18 protein-coding genes and 1 pseudogene are annotated in these 19,104 nt (G+C 71.4%); 4 read left to right on the top strand and 15 right to left on the bottom strand.

Annotated features, from left to right (window positions below; translation table 11 throughout):
* Nucleotides 1-144 precede the first annotated feature (144 nt).
* From VXC91_RS00095 to VXC91_RS00080, 4 genes are all read right to left on the bottom strand, one after another.
* Nucleotides 145-1,173 (bottom strand): 6-phosphofructokinase, encoded by a 1,029-nt coding sequence (locus VXC91_RS00095; protein WP_329504132.1) that lies wholly within the window; start codon nt 1,171-1,173, stop codon nt 145-147.
* 149 nt (nt 1,174-1,322) lie between these two features.
* Entirely contained in the window at nt 1,323-2,015 is a 693-nt protein-coding gene (locus VXC91_RS00090; RefSeq protein WP_408057308.1) for a response regulator, read from the bottom strand.
* A gap of 255 nt (nt 2,016-2,270) precedes the next feature.
* Entirely contained in the window at nt 2,271-3,533 is a 1,263-nt protein-coding gene (macS, locus tag VXC91_RS00085; RefSeq protein ID WP_329504131.1) for a MacS family sensor histidine kinase, read from the bottom strand.
* 99 nt (nt 3,534-3,632) lie between these two features.
* Complete coding sequence (locus VXC91_RS00080; protein WP_329504323.1) at nt 3,633-4,394, bottom strand: lysophospholipid acyltransferase family protein; 762 nt, start codon at nt 4,392-4,394, stop codon at nt 3,633-3,635.
* A 151-nt stretch (nt 4,395-4,545) separates the two neighbouring features.
* Here VXC91_RS00080 and VXC91_RS00075 point away from each other — a divergent pair, with 151 nt between their 5' ends.
* Together VXC91_RS00075 and VXC91_RS00070 are read left to right on the top strand one after the other, a co-directional pair.
* Entirely contained in the window at nt 4,546-5,325 is a 780-nt protein-coding gene (locus VXC91_RS00075; protein ID WP_329504130.1) for an alpha/beta hydrolase, read from the top strand.
* The gene (locus tag VXC91_RS00070; protein ID WP_329504129.1) at nt 5,318-5,881 is read left to right on the top strand and encodes a hypothetical protein; all 564 of its coding nucleotides are present in this window, start codon (nt 5,318-5,320) and stop codon (nt 5,879-5,881) included. Before VXC91_RS00075 ends, VXC91_RS00070 begins: the two co-directional genes overlap by 8 nt.
* A gap of 6 nt (nt 5,882-5,887) precedes the next feature.
* On the opposite strand, the gene VXC91_RS00065 is transcribed toward VXC91_RS00070, so the two are convergent.
* The 6 genes from VXC91_RS00065 to VXC91_RS00040 form a co-directional block, all read right to left on the bottom strand.
* Complete coding sequence (locus VXC91_RS00065) at nt 5,888-6,646, bottom strand: endonuclease/exonuclease/phosphatase family protein (protein WP_329504128.1); 759 nt, start codon at nt 6,644-6,646, stop codon at nt 5,888-5,890.
* A 126-nt stretch (nt 6,647-6,772) separates the two neighbouring features.
* Nucleotides 6,773-7,726 carry an ROK family glucokinase gene (locus VXC91_RS00060; protein WP_329504127.1) on the bottom strand — a complete coding sequence of 318 codons (954 nt, stop codon included), beginning with the start codon at nt 7,724-7,726 and terminating at the stop codon, nt 6,773-6,775.
* 109 nt (nt 7,727-7,835) lie between these two features.
* On the bottom strand, nt 7,836-8,357 hold the full coding sequence (locus VXC91_RS00055) for a DUF5304 domain-containing protein (RefSeq protein ID WP_329504126.1): 522 nt from the start codon (nt 8,355-8,357) through the stop codon (nt 7,836-7,838).
* A 111-nt stretch (nt 8,358-8,468) separates the two neighbouring features.
* Nucleotides 8,469-9,638, bottom strand: coding sequence for an ArsA family ATPase (locus tag VXC91_RS00050; RefSeq protein WP_329504125.1), 1,170 nt, complete (start codon nt 9,636-9,638; stop codon nt 8,469-8,471).
* A 133-nt stretch (nt 9,639-9,771) separates the two neighbouring features.
* Nucleotides 9,772-10,218 carry an SRPBCC family protein gene (locus tag VXC91_RS00045; RefSeq protein ID WP_329504124.1) on the bottom strand — a complete coding sequence of 149 codons (447 nt, stop codon included), beginning with the start codon at nt 10,216-10,218 and terminating at the stop codon, nt 9,772-9,774.
* 127 nt (nt 10,219-10,345) lie between these two features.
* Nucleotides 10,346-11,143: a metallophosphoesterase family protein gene (locus VXC91_RS00040; protein WP_329504123.1), complete on the bottom strand. Its 798-nt coding sequence runs from the start codon at nt 11,141-11,143 to the stop codon at nt 10,346-10,348.
* A 307-nt stretch (nt 11,144-11,450) separates the two neighbouring features.
* Here VXC91_RS00040 and VXC91_RS00035 point away from each other — a divergent pair, with 307 nt between their 5' ends.
* A complete protein-coding gene (locus VXC91_RS00035) occupies nt 11,451-13,247 on the top strand; it encodes an AMP-dependent synthetase/ligase (protein WP_329504122.1) in 1,797 nt (598 codons plus the stop codon).
* Here the strand turns inward: VXC91_RS00035 and VXC91_RS00030 are convergent.
* A pseudogene (locus VXC91_RS00030) lies at nt 13,235-13,530 on the bottom strand (GMC oxidoreductase); the annotation flags it as partial. The gene VXC91_RS00035 and the pseudogene VXC91_RS00030 overlap by 13 nt on opposite strands.
* A 186-nt stretch (nt 13,531-13,716) precedes the next feature.
* Nucleotides 13,717-14,859: a glycosyltransferase family 4 protein gene (locus tag VXC91_RS00025; protein WP_329504121.1), complete on the bottom strand. Its 1,143-nt coding sequence runs from the start codon at nt 14,857-14,859 to the stop codon at nt 13,717-13,719.
* 146 nt (nt 14,860-15,005) lie between these two features.
* Between VXC91_RS00025 and VXC91_RS00020 the strand changes: the two genes are divergently transcribed.
* A complete protein-coding gene (locus VXC91_RS00020; protein WP_329504120.1) occupies nt 15,006-16,229 on the top strand; it encodes a glycosyltransferase family 87 protein in 1,224 nt (407 codons plus the stop codon).
* Between the two features lie 186 nt (nt 16,230-16,415).
* Here the strand turns inward: VXC91_RS00020 and VXC91_RS00015 are convergent, their stop codons facing one another.
* From VXC91_RS00015 to VXC91_RS00005, 3 genes are all read right to left on the bottom strand, one after another.
* Nucleotides 16,416-17,621, bottom strand: coding sequence for a hypothetical protein (locus tag VXC91_RS00015; protein WP_329504119.1), 1,206 nt, complete (start codon nt 17,619-17,621; stop codon nt 16,416-16,418).
* A 44-nt stretch (nt 17,622-17,665) separates the two neighbouring features.
* The gene (locus VXC91_RS00010) at nt 17,666-18,679 is read right to left on the bottom strand and encodes a C40 family peptidase (protein WP_329504118.1); all 1,014 of its coding nucleotides are present in this window, start codon (nt 18,677-18,679) and stop codon (nt 17,666-17,668) included.
* A 214-nt stretch (nt 18,680-18,893) separates the two neighbouring features.
* Nucleotides 18,894-19,104, bottom strand: a 211-nt coding sequence (locus VXC91_RS00005) for a C40 family peptidase (protein ID WP_329504117.1), incomplete at its 5' end; no start/stop codon positions are given.

Below are 19,104 nucleotides of genomic sequence, written 5' to 3'. Positions count from 1 at the left end.
TGGCCCGCAGGGCGGCCGCGTCCGATTTGACCAGGATTGCCTGACAGTGGCGCACATACGAGGGTGCGGATGCGGGTGCGCTCACGGGGCACCCCCGAAGGGCGGCGCTCGGGACGGCGGCCGTCGACCCCGGCGCCGAGGACATCAGCCGAAGAAGACGCCGACCTCCTCGTACAGCTTCGGGGCGACCGTCTTCAGCTTGGCCGTGGCCTCCGAGATCGGGACCCGGACGATGTCCGTGCCGTGCAGGGCGACCATCTTGCCGAAGTCGCCGTCGCGGACCGCCTCGATGGCGTGCAGCCCGAAGCGGGTGGCGAGCCAGCGGTCGAAGGCGCTCGGCGTACCGCCGCGCTGGACGTGCCCGAGCACGGTCGTACGGGCCTCCTTGCCGGTGCGCTTCTCGATCTCCTTCGCCAGCCATTCGCCGACGCCCGAGAGACGGACGTGCCCGAACGAGTCCAGCGAGTCGTCCTTCAGCACCACGTCCCCGTCCTTGGGCATCGCGCCCTCGGCCACGACCACGATCGGCGCGTACGACGCCTTGAACCGGGACGTCACCCATGCGCACACCTGGTCGACGTCAAAGCGCTGCTCGGGGATGAGGATGACGTTGGCCCCGCCGGCCAGCCCCGAGTGGATGGCGATCCAGCCCGTGTGACGGCCCATCACCTCGACCACCAGCACCCGCATGTGCGACTCCGCCGTCGTGTGCAGGCGGTCGATCGCCTCGGTCGCGATGTTGACGGCGGTGTCGAAGCCGAAGGTGTAGTCCGTGGCGGACAGGTCGTTGTCGATGGTCTTCGGCACGCCGACGACCTTGATCCCGTACTCGTCGGCCAGACGCCCGGCGACCCCCAGGGTGTCCTCACCGCCGATCGCGACGAGCGCGTCGACCTCCTCCTTGGCGAGGTTCTCCTTGAGGCGGCGGATGCCGTTCTCCTGCTTGAGTGGATTGGTCCGCGAGGAGCCGAGGATGGTGCCGCCGCGGGGCAGGATGCCGCGCACCGCCGGGATGTCGAGCCGGACGGTGTCTCCTTCCAGCGGACCCCGCCAGCCGTCCCGGAAGCCGACGAAGTCATAGCCGTACTCCTGCACGCCCTTGCGGACGATGCCCCGGATGACGGCGTTGAGCCCGGGGCAGTCGCCGCCTCCGGTCAGTACTCCGACCCGCATGGAAATGTCCCTTCGCCGCGGTTGCCTGATGGGGCCACGCTAATGGTGATCCACGTCACTTCGGCATGGCGCGGAGGGTCAATTCCGGTGAAATGTCGACTAGTTGATCACCGTGAATTCACCCGAAGGTGGGAGTGCGCACCACGGGTTCACTCGCCGTCGAGCCCTCGCTCGATCGCGTAGCGCACCAGTTCCACCCTGTTGTGCAGCTGGAGCTTGCCCAGGGTGTTCTGGACGTGGTTCTGCACGGTGCGGTGCGAGATGACCAGGCGTTCGGCGATCTGCTTGTAGCTCAGGCCCTTGGCGACCAGCCGCAGCACCTCGGTCTCGCGGTCGGTCAGCCTCGGGGCCTTCGGCTCGTCGGTGTCCGCGGCGGGGGCCGGTTCGGAGGCGAGGCGGCGGTACTCCCCCAGGACCAGGCCCGCCAGACCGGGCGTGAACACGGGGTCGCCGACCGCCGTGCGGCGCACCGCGTCGATCAGCTCCGCGGTGGACGCCGACTTCAGCAGATAGCCCGTGGCGCCCGACTTCACCGCCTCCAGCACGTCCGCGTGCTCGCCGCTGGCCGACAGCACGAGGACCCGCAGCGCCGGGTCGGCGCCGACGAGTTCCTTGCAGACCTGGACGCCCGGCTTCACGGGCAGATTGAGGTCCAGGACGAGCACGTCGGGCGCGACGGCCCGGGCGCGGCGCACCGCCTGCTCGCCGTCGCCCGCGGTGGCGACGACCTCGAAGCCGGCCTCGGCCAGGTCACGCGCGACGGCGTCCCGCCACATGGGGTGGTCGTCGACGACCATGACCTTGATCGACTCCCGCCGCACGCCGGTCATGTCCGCCGTCATCGCCCCTCCACCCGCCGCGCGCCGACGGCGCGCGGCGCCCCCGCGGCTTCTGCCCGACCGTTCCCCGGGCCCGCACCCCACGCCATGACCGACATCACGCCTCCGATCGCCGGGCACGCGTCCGCCGGACCACCCTCGCCGTGCGGGCTGTGCCCGGACCGTCCGCCGGGCCCGCGCTCCGCACCGGCCCCGCCGTCGCCACCCGCGGTCCCCGTCGCCCGGCCGCCGGCATCCTGACCGGCCGCTGCGCTCCCGTCATCGCTTCTCCGCCTTCCCCCGTGGGGCCTTCGGGTCCTGCGCGACGTTCGGATCGTCCGGGTCCTTCCCGTGCTTCGGTACCTTCAGTTCCACTTCCGTGCCCTGGCCAGGGACCGAGATCAGCTCGGCCGTGCCGCCGATGTCGCGCAGCCGGCCGCGGATCGACTGGGCCACCCCCAGCCGCCCCTCGCCCTCCGCCTGGGCCAGCCGCCCCTCCGGGATGCCGGGCCCGTCGTCCCGTACGGTCACGACGATCCCGTCCGGCTCGTCCTCGACCAGGATCCAGGCGCGGGCCCCGTCGCCGGCGTGCTTGCCGACATTGTCCAGGGCGGCACCGACAGCCGCGGCCAGTTCCCCTGCGGTGGCCGGAGCGAGCGACACGGGAGAGCCGGGTGCGGACAGCGTCACCCGGCTGTCTGCGTACGGGGCCAGCACAGCACGCAGATCGACGGGCCCCTCTTCGGCGTCCGGTTCCTCGATAACGCGGACGACCGCGCCGAGCGCCGCGTCCTCCGAGGCCCGTGAGGGGGGTACCAGGCCCCCCGAGACGAGATTGCGCAGGGCGACCTCCTGCTCGCCGGCCAGCCGGCCCAGCTCCGCGGCCTCGCCGCCGAGGGCGCTGCCACGCCGCTGCACCATGGCGAGCACCTGGAGCACACTGTCGTGGATGCCCCGGGCCAGCCGCTCGCGCTCACGGGTCGCGGCCTCGATCTCCAGGGCACGGGCGAGGGTGCGCTCCGAGGCACGGGCCACCTCGACGACGTACCCGATCGCGATGGAGGCGACCCATACGAGCACCACGTTGTGGACGGTGTCGCGCGCGGGGGCGCCGCGTTCTACCAGGTTCGCCGCGGCGACCAGGGTCGAGGCGATGGCCGCCCAGCGCCAGCCGCCCTTGACGGCGTACGCCAGCACGGACCCGGCCGTCCAGATCGACGGCAGGGTGGGGCCCCCGGAGACGATCCGCTCGTGAGTGTCGGCGAGGGGGGTGAGGAGGATGCCGCTGAGCGCGACCGCGAGGTCGGCGGCCAGGAACCGCTTGGTGCAGCTCGCGGCGTTCGCCACCCTGGGAAGCGTGGTCAGCGTCCACCCGCACAGCACGACGTAGTACGCGATCGCCACCCAGGGCCGGGCGAAACTGCCGTAGGCGGTCGCGAAGAGCCCGACCGCGTACAGCATCGTCAGGACCCGGTACGCCGTGAGCGCACGCCACAACGGCTGCTCGACCGACATCCGGATGACCCGCTCGCGCTCGGCCATGTCCCCCCTTTGCCGTTCACCCAGGTGACGCTCCGGCCGGCGCGCCCCTTCGGCTCACTCCCCCCGAGTCAGGACGCGTCCAGGAGCCCGGCCGTTCCTTCACGGCCGCTTCCGGTCCTCCCTCTGGGCGTCCTTCTGCGCCTGTTCCGCTTGCCTGTGCGCCTGCTTCTCCGCCTTCGCCGCCTCCGCCATCTGCCGCTTGGCGGCGGTCGCGTACACGTCGACGTACTCCTGACCGGAGAGCTTCATGATTTCGTACATGACCTCGTCGGTCACCGCGCGCAGCACGAAGCGGTCCTGCTCCATGCCCTGGTAGCGCCTGAAGTCCAGCGGCTTGCCGATACGGATGCCCGGGCGCATCAGCTTGGGCATGATCTTGCCCGGCGGCTGGATCTTCTCCGTGTCGATCATGGCGACCGGGATCACGGGCGCGCCGGTGGCCAGCGCCACGCGCGCGAGACCGCCGGGCTTTCCGCGGTAGAGGCGGCCGTCGGGCGAGCGCGTACCCTCCGGGTAGATGCCGAACAGCTCGCCGCGCTCCAGCACCTCGATCCCGCTCTTGATCGCGGCCTCACCCGCGCCGCGCGCGCCGGAGCGGTCGACGGGCAGCTGCCCGACGCCCTTGAAGAAGGCGGCGGTCAGCCGGCCCTTCAGGCCTGGTGTCGTGAAGTACTCGGCCTTCGCGATGAAGGTCACCTTCCGGTCGAGCATCACGGGCAGGAAGAACGAGTCGGAGAAGGACAGATGATTGCTCGCCAGGATTGCTGGGCCCTCGGCGGGAACGTTCTCCAGGCCTTCCACCCAGGGTCTGAAGGCGAGCTTCAGCGGCCCCCCGATGGATACCTTCATCGCGCCGTACAACAACCGAGTGCCTCCTGTGTGTGTCGAACAGACCTTAACCCGGTCCCTGTGCAATGACGCCGACGGCCCTGGCCGGTGTCAGTGAGGTCGCGTACGGTGAAGTACCTGCAATCGACGTGCCCAGCCCCTTTTCATGAACAGGAGACCGAACGTGCCGGTCCTCCCTGGAGCCGAGCCGTACCGCCACGACGGCGGGGAGGTCGGCGTCCTCCTCTGCCATGGCTTCACCGGTTCCCCGCAGTCGCTGCGTCCCTGGGCGGAGCACCTCGCCGAGCGCGGCCTCACCGTCTCGCTGCCGTTGCTGCCCGGGCACGGCACGCGCTGGGAGGACCTGCAGCTCACCGGCTGGCCCGACTGGTACGCGGAGGTGGACCGCGAGTTGCGGGCCCTCGGGGAGCGCTGTGCGCAGGTCTTCGTAGCCGGCCTGTCCATGGGCGGCGCCCTGGCCCTGCGGCTCGCCGCCAAGCACGGCGAGGCCGTGAGCGGCGTGCTGGTGGTCAACCCGGCGAACAAGGTGCACGGCCTGGCGGCGTACGCCCTTCCGGTGGCCCGCCACCTCGTCCGTACGACGAAGGGGATCACCAGCGACATCGCCATGGAGGGCAGCACGGAGGTGGGCTACGACAGGGTGCCGCTGCACGCGGCGCACTCCCTGCGCACCTTCTTCCGCGTGGTCGACGGCGAGCTGCCGCAGGTCACTCAGCCGTTGCTGCTTCTGCACAGTCCGCAGGACCACGTGGTGCCGCCGGCCGATTCGGCCCGGATCCTCAGCCGCGTCTCGTCCTCGGACGTGACGGAGATCTTGCTGGAACAGAGCTACCACGTGGCGACGTTGGACCACGATGCGGCCCGGATCCACGAGGAGAGCCACGCGTTCATCGGCCGGCTCGCGCCCAGTGTCGGTAAGGAAGGGACGTCCGCAGGTGGCTGAGCACGACTCCGACCGCGAGGACCGCGAGCCGGACGAGAAGGGCGTGCCCTTCGACGAGGACGCCGCCTGGGCGGCGATCGTCGCGGGGTACGGCGAGGAGCCCACGGACCCGCCCGGCTCCAAGCCGTTCAAGCCCATCGAGGACCTGGCTCTGCCCGACCTGGAGCCGAACGGCAAGGACGACGACACGGACGAGCGGAAGGACGAGCCGGCCAGGCCACTGGGCAGCTCGATCTCCTTCGCGCCCGGCGTGGGCCCGCGCGACTACACGGCGCCCGAGCCCTCCGAGGACGATTTCGACGAGGACGACGAGGGCCACTTCATCCCGCCCGAGCCGCCGCCGCTGCCCACGGGCGACACGACGGCGAAGTTCGCCTGGCTCGGGGTGGTCGGTGGTCCGATCCTGCTCCTGCTGGCGGTGCTGCTCGGCTGGGAGATGACCTGGTGGCTCACCACGCTCGGCGTCGGCGGCTTCCTCGGCGGCTTCGTGACGCTGGTGATGCGTATGAAGACCGGCGACGAGGACGACGACCCCGGCCGCGGCGCCGTGGTCTGACCGGCCCTACGACGCGGGAACCCTGAGGGCGGCAAGGACCGGGAAGTGGTCCGTGGCCGCCCTCAGGTCCCTCTCCGTCACTCCCGGCAGGCCCAGCGGGACACCGCAGCCGAGGATCTCGACGCCGCTCGTGGCGAAGACGGCGTCGATGCGCTGGTAGGGGTCGCCGGGTGTCCAGGTGTACTCGGCCCCCCAGGGGGCGGTGGCCCAGCCGTCGCGGAGGTCGCCCGCCAGCCGCGCGAAAGTCGGGCCGTCCGGGCGTTCGTTGAGGTCGCCGCCCGCGATCGCGTGCTCCACATCCATCCGGGCGAGCCGGTCGAGCAGCATGCCGCCCTGGGTGCAGCGCTCGTTCCGCTCCAGGCTCAGATGAAAGCTCACGAGGCCGAGCCGGGCACCGCCGAACCGTACGACCGCCGTGGCGAAGCCCCGCCGGTGCAGCCCGGGGGTGAGCGGCAGCAGCACGTCCTCGGTGCGCTCGACCGTGGCGCGCAGAGAGCAGAGAATCGCCGGCCCCGACGCGGTGGCACCGCCCGTGAGGATCACCAGGCCGGAGGCCGCCGCGAGCCGGGCGAGCTTCTTGCGCCAGCGGAAGAAGCGGGGGGCCTCCTGGACGAGAACGACGTCGGGCTCGCAGGCGCGGATCACCCGGGCGAGCGCGTCGGTGTCGCCGCGCATCGAGCGGATGTTGTAGCCGAGGACCCTGATGACGGCCGAACCGTATGGTTCCGTCAGGGAGTTGGGCAGCAGCGGAGTCGAGGACGCCATGCCGATCAAGATAACCCGTGCCCGGTACGAGGGCCGCGGGCGGGCCTGGGCTCCACGGGGAAACGGCGGTGCCCGCCGCCCCCGGCGTCGGGGGTGGCGGGCACCGCCGTGTGAAGGGGGCCGTCCCTACATGATCGGGTCGGGCTCCCGGGCCAGGTCGGCGGCGCCGACCAGGCCCGCCTCGTTGCCCAGCCGGGCGGCGATGACCTCGGCGACCGGGCGCCAGTTGCCGCCGACCAGCCAGCGCTTGTACGACTTACGGATCGGGTCGAGGACGAGCTCGCCCTCGTCCGAGAGACCGCCGCCCACGATGAACGCGGAGGGGTCGAAGAGCGAGGCGAGGTCGGCGAGGCCGGCGCCGGCCCAGCGGGCGAGCTCCCGGTAGGAGTCGACCGCCACCGGGTCGCCCTGGCGGGCGGCCATGGAGATGTGCTTCCCCTCGATGCCGTCGGGGGTACCGTCCCCGAGCGAGAGCAGCAGCTCCGCGCTCTCGGGAGTGGCGTTGGCCCGCTGCTTCGCGTACCGGACCAGGGCGCGGCCGGAGGCGTACTGCTCCCAGCAGCCCTGCGAGCCGCAGCCGCAGAGCAGACCGTCCGGGACCATCCGGATGTGGCCGAACTCGGCGGCCACGCCGAAATGGCCGCGGCGGAGCTTGTTGCCGATGATGATGCCGCCGCCGAGACCGGTGCCGAGCGTGATGCAGATGACGTTGCGATGTCCCTTGCCAGCGCCGAACTTGTACTCGCCCCACGCGGCGGCGTTCGCGTCGTTCTCGACGACCACGGGGAGGCCCACGCGAGCCTCGACCTTCGCCTTGAGCGGCTCCTGGCGCCAGTCGATGTTCGGCGCGAAGTAGACCGTGGAGCGCTGACGGTTGACGTATCCTGCCGCGCCGATCCCGACACCGACGATCTCGTGCCCCGCACGGGCACCCTCGACGGCTGCGGCAATGGCGTCCACGATGCCCTCGGGCGTGCCCGGAGTGGGCACCTTGTGGGTCGAGAGGATGTTGCCTTCCTCGTCGACCACACCGGCCGCGATCTTCGTGCCACCGATGTCGACGCCGATGGTGAGTCCCATGAATCCCTCAGTTTCGGTCGAGCCCCGCTACGGCCAACCGTACCCGAGGGTGCTGAGGGGCGTCGGGGCCCTCCCTGCGCCCCGAGCTGCCCGGTAGTTCCTGTCCGGCCTAGTCCAGGTCGATGCGTTCTCCTGGGCCCTCGTCGCCCTCGGGCCCCCGGGGGGCGGTGTCATGTGGCGTACGGACGGCCCAGCGCCTTTCCTGGGCCTCAACGGCCGAGCGGTAGGCGGCGAGCAGTTCCGAGCCGGCCGCGGCGAGATGGTCGAAGACCTCGGGATGGCGCTCGATGACCGGTTCCACAGCGGCCTTGGCCTGCTGCACCGCCTGCTGGACCATCTGCTGGGCCGCGCCCGACGCCGCGGCACCGAACAGCGGCGTCTGCAGCCCGGACAGCTTGTCGGCAACGGCGTCGACGAGCTTGCGCAGCTCCTCGGCGGCCGAGCCGGGCGGCCGGCCGTACTGGGCACGGCGGCGCGCCTTCTCCGCGGCGAGGTCTTCGGCGCACGCCGTCGCCCAGGCGTCGGCGTCGGTCGCCCGCTCCCGCGCGTTCTCGGTCTCGCTCGCCCAGGAGGGACCCCCACCGTCGGCGGACTCCTGAGCGGCGTCGGACGTGGGGCGCTCTTCGCTCATGGCGGACTCCTGACTGGGGTTCGTACTCCCGACGTTACCCGAACGGGGGTACGCGATTCAGCGTGTGCCCGGCCGTTTTCGGGCGCCGGGGGCGGGCACCGGCCCGGGCGGTCACACGGGGCGCGGCCACAGCTCCGGGTCCGGAGCGAAGCGGATGCGCAGCTCGTCGTCGCGCAGGGCGGCGCCGGCCACGGTGCAGCGGCGCAGGGCGGACGGCAGCGGAACGATCCGGCGGAAGGAGCCCACGGTCACGACGAGTTCGTCGCCGCGCCGTACCAGCTCGAGTTCCTCGCGTATCGCGCCGGGCAGCGGGATGTGCCATACGAGCACGCCGTCCTCGGCGAGGCGGTCCGTCACAGGCCACTCGACCGGGTCGGGCGCGGGGTTGACCGGGGGAGCGGCGAGTGCGCCCAGGTCGTCGGTGCCGCGCGGGTCGCGGCCGAGGTGCGGAAGGCGGTGGACGTCGTATGTCACCTGCCACTCCTCCAGGGACTTGCGCTGCTGGGCGGCGAGTCCGGCGAGCCAGGTGTCGTGGCCGGTGTCGGGCAGGACGCGGTTCGCGACCAGGAGCTCGGGGCGCAGGGCGCGCACGGCCAGGCCGGTGACGGCGGTACGGACCGTGTCGGCACCGGCCGGCCCGGGCTCGACCACCAGCCACACGCCGGTGTCGCGGTCGGCGACCACGGCCTCGACCACGGCCAGCTCGGCATCCCAGCGGGCGGCGGTCTCGTACATCCACTCGGCGGGCATCGGGACGCCCGCGAGCCGGCCGAGGACGGGGCGCAGGGCACGGGCGGCCTGCCGTTCCGGCGGGAGCAGACGGCGCAGATAGCGCCGGAGTTCCTCGGGGAGGGCGAGCAGGGCGAGCGCCTGCGGGACGGGAGGCAGGTCGACGACGAGGAGGTCGTAGGCCTCCGAGAGCGCGGCATCGCGCAGGGCCCGCAGGAGCGCGAGTTCCTCGGCGCCGGGGAGCGGGGTGACCTCCTCGACGTCCAGCCGGGCAGCACCGAGGAGGTCGAGGGCATTGGCCGCGCGGTCCTGGAATGCGACGAGGTCCTCGCGGAACCCGGCGGCGGCGTCCGGGCGCCAGGCGGTGAGGCCGGGGGCGGCCTCGACGGGATCGGCGCCGGTGGGGACACCGAGGACGGCACCGAGGGCGTCTGAGCGGTCGGCACCGAGCACGAGGGCGCGGGTGCCCCGGCGGGCGGCGTCCAGCGCGGTGGCCGCGGCGACGGTGGTCCGGCCGGAACCGCCGGGACCGGTGATCAGAATGGTGCGCATGAGGGTGCACGCTACCCGGGCCCGGCCCACGGGCTGAGCAGGACATCGGCGAGCCCGGACTCACGGCACCGCCCCGGGCCGCAGATCGGCCCCGCTCCGGTCCGGACGGCTTCGCCCTCGACCGCCGTACGGGCTACGCGACGTCTTCCGACTCCACCCTCTTCTTCAGCCCCGCCAGCGCCCTGTCGATGATGACCTTCTCCGCCTTGCGCTTGATCATGCCGAGCATCGGGATCTTGACGTCCACCGTCAGCTGGTAGGTGACCTCCGTGCCGCTCGAGCCCGCGGGCTTCAGAAGGTAGGAACCGTCCAGGGAGCGAAGCATCTGGGACTTGACCAGGGTCCAGGAGACCTCGCTGTCACCCGTCCAGGTGTACGCCAGCGTCTGGTCGTCCTTGATCGCGCCCGCGTCCATCACCAGGCGCACCTGCTCGGCGCGGCCCCGCTGGTCCGTCGCGAGCACCTCGGCCTCCTTCACCTCGCCCGTCCAGTCCGGGTAGCGCGCGAAGTCGGCGATCACCCGCATGACGTCGGCCGCAGCCGCCTCGATCGTGATGCTCGAGCTGGTGTGTTCCGCCATCGCCGTGGCTCCTCCAGATGCGGTCCGGTGAGGGAGGGTGGTGCGCACGTGCGCACGTGTGTGCAGCGTGAAGGCTACCGCGCACGCGCCACGCCGCTACCACCCCACCTGCCGTTCGACGGGCCGCTCACCATTCCAGTGCCCAGGGCTTCCCGCTCCCCGCGAAGTGCCCCACGTTCACGCACTCCGTCGCCCCGATCCGCATCCGCCCCACCAGCGGCTGGTGGACGTGGCCGAAGAGCGAGTAGCGCGGACGCGTGCGGCGGATCGCCTCCAGAAGCGCCCGGCTGCCGCGTTCGAAGCGGCGCGCCACGGTGTCGTAGACGAGTTCCGGCACCTCCGGCGGGATGTGGGTGCACAGCACGTCCACCTCCCCCACCGCCTCGATCTTCGCCGCGTACTCCTCGTCGCTGATCTCATAAGGGGTCCGCATCGGAGTACGCAGGCCCCCACCGATGAAGCCGAAGGTCCAGCCACCGATCTCCGCCCGCTCGCCGTCCAGCACCGTCGTGCCGGATGCCGCGTACTCCGGCCACAGGGTCGGCACGTCGACATTGCCGTAGGTCGCGAACGTCGGTGTCGGGAACACGGCGAACAGCTGGGCGTACTGTCTGCGGATCGCCTCCTCGACAGCCGTCGCACGGTCCGTACCGATTCCGGCCCACAGCTCGGCGCCGAACGCCCGAGCCTCCTCGAAGCGACGGGCGGTACGAAGTTCAACCAGCCGGTCGGCGTTCTCCCTGCCGAACAGATCGGGGAAGATCCCGCGCGAGTGGTCGGCGTAGTCGAGGAAGAGGACCAGGTCGCCAAGACAGATCAGCGCATCCGCTCCGTCGCCCGCCGTGGCCAGGTCGCGCACATTGCCATGCACGTCACTGACCACATGAATGCGCGTCCTCGGGTTACCGCCCGGTGTGGGAGCCATGACGATGAAGCGTACGGGTGTGCGGCAACTGTGAACAGTGACGGCCGGACCTGCGGATACTGGCCAGTCGGGAAAAGCGTGGACTACTGTGCGCAATGGAGCGTCAACACATGTGACGCACGGAACATCTCGTCATGACCCCCTGTCGGAGAAGCCATACCGGCGGGTAACGTCCCGGCAGTCCAGTCGTGCTCAGGGTTTCAACCAACGACTCCGTAGGAAGAACCCTGCGCACCGCCCGAGCCTTGGACCGCACCGTCGCACCACACAGAGTCGTGGCGTCGGCGCCCTATGAGGAGCAGCAGTCTTGCGCGAGTTCAGCCTTCCGGCTTTGTACGAGGTCCCTGCGGACGGCAACCTGACCGACATCGTCCGCAGAAACGCCGCGCAGCATCCCGATGTCGCCGTCATCGCCCGCAAAGTGGGCGGTGCCTGGCAGGACGTCACGGCCACCGCCTTCCTCGCCGAGGTGCGAACCGCCGCGAAGGGACTCATCGCCTCCGGTGTGCAGCCGGGCGACCGGGTGGGACTGATGTCCAGGACCCGGTACGAGTGGACGCTGCTCGACTTCGCGATCTGGAGCGCGGGCGCGATCACCGTGCCGGTGTACGAGACCAGCTCGTCCGAGCAGGTGGAATGGATCCTCGGCGACTCGGGCGCGACCGCGTGCATCGTCGAACTGGGCACGCACGCCGCGGCCGTCGAGTCGGTGCGGGACCGGCTGCCCGCGCTCAAGCACGTCTGGCAGATCGAGGCCGGGGGTCTGGAGGAGCTGGGCCGCGCCGGCCAGGGCGTCAGCGACGCCACGGTCGAGGAGCGCAGCTCGCTCGCCAAGGCCGACGACCCGGCGACCATCGTCTACACCAGCGGGACCACCGGCCGCCCCAAGGGCTGTGTGCTCACCCACCGCAACTTCTTCGCCGAGTGCGGGAACATCGTCGAACGGCTGCGCCCCCTGTTCCGTACGGACGAGTGCTCCGTCCTGCTCTTCCTGCCGCTCGCGCACGTCTTCGGACGTCTGGTGCAGATCGCACCGATGATGGCGCCCATCAAGCTGGGCTGCGTCCCGGACATCAAGAACCTCACCGACGAACTGGCGGCCTTCCGGCCGACGTTGATCCTCGGTGTGCCGCGGGTCTTCGAGAAGGTCTACAACTCGGCGCGCGCCAAGGCGCAGGCCGACGGCAAGGGAAAGATCTTCGACAAGGCGGCGGACACGGCCATCGCGTACAGCCGCGCGCTGGACACCCCGTCCGGTCCGTCCCTCGGTCTCAAGATCAAGCACAAGACGTTCGACAAGCTGGTCTACAGCAAGCTGCGGGCGGTCCTCGGCGGCCGCGGCGAGTACGCCATCTCCGGCGGCGCCCCGCTCGGCGAACGGCTCGGCCACTTCTTCCGCGGCATGGGCTTCACGGTGCTGGAGGGCTACGGGCTGACCGAGTCCTGTGCGGCCACGGCGTTCAACCCCTGGGACCGGCAGAAGATCGGCACGGTCGGCCAGCCGATGCCGGGGTCCGTGATCCGTATCGCGGACGACGGCGAGGTGCTGCTGCACGGCGAGCACATCTTCAGGGGCTACTGGAACAACGAGGCGGCAACCGCGGAGGCGCTGGCCGACGGCTGGTTCCACACCGGTGACATCGGCACCCTCGACGAGGACGGCTACCTCAGGATCACCGGCCGCAAGAAGGAGATCATCGTCACAGCGGGCGGCAAGAACGTGGCCCCGGCCGTGATCGAGGACCGTATCCGGGCGCATGCGCTGGTGGCGGAGTGCATGGTGGTGGGCGACGGGCGGCCCTTCGTGGGTGCGCTGATCACCATCGACGAGGAGTTCCTCGGCCGCTGGGCCGCCGAGCACGGCAAGCCGGCCGGTGCCACCGCGGCGTCGCTGCGCAAGGACCCGGATCTGATCGCTGCGATCCAGGACGCGGTCGACGACGGCAACGCCGCGGTGTCGAAGGCGGAATCGGTGCGGAAGTTCCGCATTCTTCCCTCCCAGTTCACCGAGGACTCGGGCCACCTCACGCCGTCCCTGAAGCTCAAGCGCGGTGTGGTGGCGAAGGACTACGGGGACGAGATCGAGGCCATCTACCGCAAGTAGCGGACCCTCGAGACCTCATGCCATGACGCGGTGTCCTCGGCGAGGACCCGCGTCATGGTGCGTTCCGCGAGCGCGGTGATGGTGAGGAACGGGTTGACGCCGATGGATCCGGGCACCAGGGAGCCTTCGGTGACGAACAGCCTGGAGTACCCCTTCACGCGGCCGTAGTCGTCCGTCGACCGGCCGAGGACACAGCCGCCGAGCGGGGGTGGTACGTGAAGTCGTCGGCGAACGCCTTGGTGCCCGAGCCGAAGAGGTCGTACCGGTAGATCGTGGCGTTGGCCGACGTCCAGCCACAGGAAGGTGGCGAGGGGCGTCTCGGTGCGCGTACGGAACCGAACCCGAGCGCGGCCGCCGTCTGCGAAGGGCGACCATACCAAGGATTTGACGTCTCGTCAGGTGTCAGTTTTTCTGTCCTGGGTACAGCATGTGCGGATTGTTCCGTTCCGGCCAGTGCCACCGACACCCTTCACAACAGCGCTTGGAGCTTCTCCGCCAACAGGTCCCAGCGCCACTTCTCCTCGACCCACCGCCGGCCCCGCTCCCCCATGCGGCGGCGCAGCTCGGAGTCGCCGAGGAGCGTGATGATCCGGTCCGCGGCCTCCTCGGCGGAGCCGCCAGGTACCACCCAGCCGGTCTCGCCCTCGAGTACCGCGTCCGGGGCACCGCCCGAGTCGCCTGCGACCACCGGAAGGCCCGTCGCGGAGGCCTCCAGGTACACGATGCCGAGGCCCTCCACGTCCAGGCCGCCCCGGCGGGTGCGGCACGGCATCGCGAACACGTCGCCCGCACCGTAATGGGCCGGTAGCTCCGACCACGGGACGGCGCCCGTGAAGCGGACCGCGTCGGCCACCCCGGTCTCGTGGGCGAGCCTGCGCAGGTCCCTCTCGTAGGGCCCGCCTCCGACGATCAGCAGGATCGCGTCCGGCTCCTTGGCCAGGATGCGCGGCATCGCCAGGATCAGCGTGTCCTGGCCCTTGCGCGGGACCAGCCGGGAGACGCACACCACTACAGGGCGGTCCGTGAGGCCCAGGCGGGCGCGGACCGCGTCACCGCCCGAATCAGGGCGGAACGTCTTCTCGTCGACCCCCGGCGGCAGCTGCACCATCCGCCCGGCCGCCTGCGGCGTCAGTGCGGAGGCGATGCGGGAGCGCGTGTACTCGCCGAGGTAGGTGATCGTGTCGGTGGACTCGCCGATCCGGCGCAGCAGGCTTCGCGCAGCGGGCAGCTGAGCCCAGCCCGCCTCATGCCCGTGCGTGGTCGCCACCAGCCGTTCGGCCCCGGCCCGCCGCAACGCCGGCGCCATCAGGCCGAGCGGCGCCGCCGCCCCGAACCACACCGATGTGCATCCGTGCTCCCGCAGCAGCCCCACCGCCCGCCGGGTCGCGCCCGGTGTCGGCAGCAGCATCGTCGTCCGGTCCCGTACGACGGTGAAGGGCTGTTCGGCGTCGAAGGCGGCTGTCGCCTCGACGCCTTCGCGGCCGCGCTTCCAGGTCGAGGCGTGGACGACGAGGCGCTCGGGGTCCAGCCGCAGTGCCATGTTGTGCAGGAACGCCTGGATACCGCCCGGTCGGGGCGGAAAGTCGTTGGTCACGATGAGGGTCTTGTGCATCGTCGTCGACAGTACCGAACCGGATGTGCGACCGTACTCACAGCTCCGCACGGCCGCGCTTCATGGCCGTCGCACGGTCCGGCGGGAGAACATGGCCCCTCACGGCAGGCGACGCGGGACACGGTAGAACAGGGGCACAGGTGGACATGGCGGTCACACGGCGGTTCACGGTCCTGCTGCTCGCCACCTGGACTCTGACCAGGCTGTTCCTGCTGCTCTTCGTCTTCAAGGTGTTCGTCTTCCCCGGCCCGGACGTCACCAGCGACGTCTCTGTGATCTACCACGGCTGGTACGACACCCTGCGCACCGGCGCGTTTCCGCGCGACGATGTGACCTGGCAGTATCCGCCCGCCGCCGCGCTGGCCATCCTCTCCCCCGCGACTCTGCCCTTCCTGGACTACGCGCAGGCGTTCTACGTCCTCGCCTTCCTCGCCGATCTGGCGGTGCTGTGCCTGCTGGTGTATGCGGGCCGCCGGCCACGCAAGACGATGCGCGGCGCCTGGATCTGGGTGATCGGCGTGGCCCTGCTCGGCCCGACCGTGTACGCCCGCTACGACCTGATGGTGACCGCGGTGGCGGTGGCCGCGCTGCTCGCCGGGTCCCACCGGCCGCGGGTGATGGGGGCGCTCGTGGGCTTCGGCGCCCTGCTGAAGGTGTGGCCGGCGCTGCTGCTGGCCGGTGCCGTCAGGGGCCGGGCGTGGCTGTCGGCCGGGACGACGGCCGGCTCTCTCGCCCTGCTGTCCCTGACGATGCCCGGCGCCTTCGCCTTCCTGACCTCCCAGCGGGACCGCGGCACGGAGGTGGAGTCGCTGGGCTCGCTGGTCTTCCACGTGGCCCGGCACTTCGGCTGGCAGGGCCAGGTGCTGCTCAACTACGGCTCGGTGGAGTTCCTCGGCCCGTACGTCGACTGGGTCAGCTCGGCCGCGCTCTTCCTGACCGTGATCACCTTCGGCTGGCTGCTGCTCTGGCGGGTCAGCGTCCGCCGGATGCCGCCGCACGCGCTCGCGGACGCGGCCTTCGTCGCGGTGCTGCTGTTCACCGTCACCAGCCGGGTGATCAGCCCGCAGTACATGGTGTGGCTGGTCGGACTCGCGGCCGTCTGCCTGTGCTTCCGCGACAGCCGGATGGCGCTCCCCGGTGGGCTGGTGGTGGTCGCCTGCCTGGCCACCGTCCTGGAGTTCCCGATCTGCTTCGCGAACGTCGTCGCCAGTGACCGGCTGGGCATCACCCTGCTGTTCGTGCGCAACGGCCTGCTGGTGGTCGCCTCGCTGACCGCCGCCCGGCTGCTGTGGCGCGGCACGGTCTCGCGCCCGGCCCCGACCGTGCCGCCTCGGGCCACCCGCACCCAGGAGACGCTCGCACCCTCCTGACAGCGCGCCGGCCGGAGCAGCACACCGCACTGCAACACTGCGGCATCCCAGGCAGGTGTTCCGGCAGGTGTTCCGGCAGGACGTGCTGCGGGTCGCCCGCGCGACGGGCGAGGCGGAAAGGGCATGGCTGAACGAGCCGATCGCGCGGCTGGAGGACTGAGCCACCCCCCGCGACCAGCCGAAGCCTCAGCCCAGTTGTGCTCTCAGATACGCCTGCCACTGACGTGTGAACGCCTCCGGCGTCGTCCCGAGCACCTTCTCCATTGCGCCCTCGACCGCCCCCGGCCGTTTACGGTGGTCGCCCACCATCCGGTAGAACTCGTTCAGGCGGACCTCGCCCCAGCGGTCGGCGATCATCCGGCAGGCCATCCAGCCTCCCTCGTAGGCCTGTGCCAGCTTCCCCTGATCCCCGGCGAAGGCGAAGTCCGAGTCCTTGGGCAGCGCGGCCGGAACACGCCCCAGGGTGACCGAGCGGTCGAGTTCGGAGGCCACCTGGCCGGGCGGGCGGCCGGTGCCGCGGTAGCCGATCCAGTCGGCGTACCCCTCGGAGAGCCACAAGGGGGTGGCCGCCGTGGTGTGGGCACGGGTGGCGACATGCGTGGTCTCGTGCGTGAGAACAACCTGTTTGCCCAGGTCGCCCAGGACGCCGTACGCGTCAGGGTTGACGATGATCCGGTCCGCGGGCGCCTTCGCGACGCCCCCCGCCTCGCCGGTGGTGACCGCCGCGATCCCGCGATAGCCGGACGCCGGGGCGCCGAGCAGCCCGGCCATCCCCTGAAGCGTTCGCGGTACGAGCACCACGACGTGCCGCGGCCAGTCGCTGCCCCACGCCTCGGTGACGGCCGGCACCGCACGGTCGGCGAGGTTCGCGTAGGTCCGCAGGACGTTCCGCGGCTGCCCGACGCCGAGCACCAGGCTGTGCGCCCCGCGGACCACCTCCACGGCGCCCTGCTCCCACAGCTGCTGGTTGGCCTTTTCGGCGGGCTCGTCGGAGCTGACGACCCAGCGCCCGCCGCTGAGGGTCAGCCGAAGCACCCGAACCGCGGTGACCGGCGCCCGGTCGTAGCCCTTTATGCGGTAGCGCAGTTCGGCGTCGGCGGTGGCCCTGTCCCCCGTGCGGTGCAGTGCGGTGAGCCGGTAGGACCAGGCGGCCAGCGGAACGTCGCGGAGGTTGTCGAACTCCGTGGCACCGGCGGCGGGGCCGGACGCCGCCTCGGTCGCCAGGAACGCCGAGCGATCCCCGTCCACGATCGCTGCCGCCCGCCGGTCGAGCACCTGCTGCACGGCGGCGCTCTGGGTGTCCGGTGCGGGCCCACCGGAGCAACCGACGAGCCCGGCGAGGAGCACCGCACACCCCGCCACGACCCGCGACACCCGCCCACGACCAACCACCTCCCGATCGTACGCGCCGGTCGAGCGGTGTATCGCCGCCGTGTTCAGGGTCGGGTGACCGATGAGATCGGCATCATCCCGACCGGGTCGTAGCGCACCGCCGCCCCCGGGTGGGGCGCGTGGATGACCCGGCCGTTGCCGACGTACATCGCCACATGGCTGGCATCCGAGCGGTAGACGACCAGATCCCCGGGCCGGGCCTGGGAGAGCGGAACCCGGCGGCCTGCGTAGCGCTGCGCCTGCGAGGTGCGCGGCAGCCCGACGCCTGCATGCGCGTACGACCACTGCATGAGGCCCGAACAGTCGAATCCGCGCGGCCCGTTGGCGCCCCACACATACGGCCGACCGAGCGCGGAGCGGGCCGCGGCGACGGCGGCGGCGGCGCGGGGGCTCAGCGGGAGGACGGCGGAGAGGTCGGGCATGCCGCCGCCGGAGCGGGACACCCGCTCGTAGGCGGCCCGCTCCGCCGGCGGCAGGGAGTCGAGCATCCGCTGTGCCGCGGCGAGCTTGCGCTCCACGTCCCTCTTGTGCCGGGCGACGGTCTTGCGGGTCTTCTCCAGCGCGGCGAGCTCGTCCGCCACCACCGTGCGCTCCTCGGCCAGCTCCCGCAGGGCACCCCGGAGTTTCCTCAGCTGCCCGGCCTGGCGGACGCCGATCCAGTCCAGTGCGGCCGCCTTGGCGAGGTAGTCGGCGGGGTCGTCGGAGAACAACAGCTCGAGGGAGGGGGCGAGGCCGCCGGAGCGGTACTGGGCCCCGGCGAGCGTGCCGAGCGCGTCCCTCATGGTGTTGACACGATCCTGCTGGCGGGCGATCCGGTCCTGCGCCTGGCCGACCTGCCGACGCAGCGAACCGGCGCGTTCCCCGGCCGCGTTGTACGCCTCCGTGGCCTGCTCGGCCTCCAGGTAGAGCCGGTCCACCGTTGCCCGGTGATCGCGTGGCGCGGCGTGTGCCGGTACGGCACCGAGGGCCGCGGCTGCCGCGGCGGCGGACACCACGGCGGCTGTGGCGCCACGACCCCGGCCGAAGCCGGATGGTGCAAGGCGGCTATGGGACCCCACGTCCGGTCGCACTCCCTTCCGCTGACAACCCCCGCCGCTCGGCGGGGGAAACGCGGCAGACAGTAACCGGGCGATCACTCCCGGAACAAAGCGCACCACGTGCGCACACAATGTGAAACCCCGCCGCTGACGCAGGTCATAGGCGGGGCACAGGGTCAGCGGGAGCCGCTGGAATTCCCTCGTTCGGGCGGGTGTGGATCGCGCCGGGAGGCCGTCAGATCCGGACGCCGAACTCGAACGGCATGTTGCCGATCGACTCGTAGCGCACGACGGCGCCGGTGTGCGGGGCGTGCAGCACCTGCCCGTTGCCCGCGTAGAGGCCGATGTGGTGCAGGTCGCCGTAGAAGAGGACCAGGTCGCCGACCTTGAGGGCGCTCTCGCTGTAGATGCGGGTGCCGGCGTTGGCCTGCGCCTGCGAGGTGCGC

This window comes from Streptomyces chiangmaiensis (assembly GCF_036281785.1).
GTDB lineage: Bacteria > Actinomycetota > Actinomycetes > Streptomycetales > Streptomycetaceae > Streptomyces > Streptomyces chiangmaiensis.
This window is presented reverse-complemented; position numbering and strand designations above follow the sequence as displayed.